The following is a 1,701-nucleotide window of genomic DNA, read 5'->3' as shown; positions in this document are numbered from 1 at the left end:
ACACTTTTTTAACTGCCTTTTTTTATTCCTTTTGCGTAAATAATATTTGTATTGAAAGTTATCTAACGATAGCTGCGCTATTGCTTACAACGGTTGGTGTATGGTTAGTTGCGTGGTTAAGCAACTAATTTAGCAAATAAATCACAGATAGAATATTCCGCAGGAATGTTCGTAAGTCGGCAGTGACCTAGCAATTAATTATACACGATGTTGTGTTTAGTATTTTTTGCTTTTAAGTATTTCAATAATCTCTTCGAGGTTTATTATATCTTCTTTTGTTCCATAACCTTTAACATCTTCAAGAGTCCATTTGAATTGTTCAAGCGCATTTTTGCCTTCAAAATTTTTTAGTGTAAAATCAGCTTTTTTTGAAAGTAAATATGATAAGATTTTTGCGCTGGTAGTGTATGTCAAAGCAGTATATCCATTATCACACTGCAGATTTATATTTGCTTTATTTTCAATAAGAAACCTTACTAAATCATATTGATTCCTGTTTGACGCCATCATCAATATTGTCATTTCTCCATACCCTCTTTGATTTATGTCTATTCCTTTGTCAATTAAAGCTTTTGCAACGTTTGTAAGTCCATAATAACTTGTTTTAAAAAAAGCATTGATATTATCGTCATCAACTTTGTTAATATCGGCATTTTGTTCTATTAAGTAAAGTGAAATTTTTTCTTTTCCGCTTTGGATAGCTTTCATCAATAAGGTTTGTTTCCTTTCTGCAATGCAATTAATATTCTCTCCTTTTTCAATCATTTTTTGAACTAATTCCAGATTATCATTCTCTATTGCTAATTGAACTTCTTCACTGCATTTTTTTTGAGAAAACATTTTTAAGGAAATCATAATAAATATTAAAATTAGATAGTTAGTTTTCATTTGAGTGATATTAAACACAACGTTGATGTATATGGAAAGTTGCGTGTTTGTGTGCGAGGATTTTCCGAAGGAAAATCAGAAGCTAGCAAACGAGCAACTAACATTGGTTTAGGTAAAACTAGCAATTTTTTATATACTGTGTTGTAGTGCGTTTTTACTATCAATAAATTCAGTTTTAAATTGTTCAACTATTTTTTTATTAGAAAACCAATTAAAAGGATTTGGTGTTTTTCCTAAAGCGAATGAAGTACAATTTATTAAAATGTCATTTTTTTGATAAAGAATAATAATCTGTTTTCCATAATCAGTTTGGGTGTCTAGGAAAGAAACATTTATAATATTCAATTCTTTATTTTCTGCGTATAGTTTCCAGTTGTTTTTATTTACAATTTTCTTGACGATTTCTGTATTTTCAGATTTAGTTACTCCATCAATTCTTTTAAGATTTTTACCATTCAGAAATGAAATTATTCCTAACAAAGTAGTAATTATGACTAATATAAAAAAAAATAATGTCCATCCAAATGGTTTTGATTTTTCTACGTTGTCATAAAAATTTGTTCCTGTGATGTAGAGGAAAAATAAAAGGTTGGCAATAATTAATACATTTTCCCATACATTTTCGAGTAACGATTTATCGTAGTAAAGTCTTTCAAAATTCAAGGATTTTTGTATGTTAATTTTCAGGATGTTCATTTTTCAAATGCACTACAACGGTTTTGTGTATGGTTAGTTGCGTGTTTAAGCAACTAATTTAGTAAACAAAAACGAACGCGAGAAAATTCCGAAGGAATTTTCCAAATAAGCAACGAC

Annotated in this window: 2 protein-coding genes; both read right to left on the bottom strand. The window is 28.8% G+C overall.

The features are described from left to right. Positions 1 to 216 precede the first annotated feature (216 nt). A complete protein-coding gene (locus BM246_RS19685; RefSeq protein ID WP_074940721.1) occupies positions 217 to 888 on the bottom strand; it encodes an ankyrin repeat domain-containing protein in 672 nt (223 codons plus the stop codon). A gap of 129 nt (positions 889 to 1,017) precedes the next feature. After that, positions 1,018 to 1,584: a hypothetical protein gene (locus BM246_RS19680; RefSeq protein ID WP_074940718.1), complete on the bottom strand. Its 567-nt coding sequence runs from the start codon at positions 1,582 to 1,584 to the stop codon at positions 1,018 to 1,020. Positions 1,585 to 1,701: the final 117 nt, after the last annotated feature.

It is taken from the genome of Algibacter lectus (genome assembly GCF_900112395.1).
Classification (GTDB): Bacteria; Bacteroidota; Bacteroidia; order Flavobacteriales; family Flavobacteriaceae; genus Algibacter; species Algibacter lectus.
This window is presented reverse-complemented; position numbering and strand designations above follow the sequence as displayed.

Excerpts from the sequence above, each read along its gene's own strand:
- BM246_RS19685 (WP_074940721.1), bottom strand. The coding sequence starts at position 888 with ATGAAAACTAACTATCTAATTTTAATATTTATTATGATTTCCTTAAAA.
- BM246_RS19680 (WP_074940718.1), bottom strand. The coding sequence starts at position 1,584 with ATGAACATCCTGAAAATTAACATACAAAAATCCTTGAATTTTGAAAGA.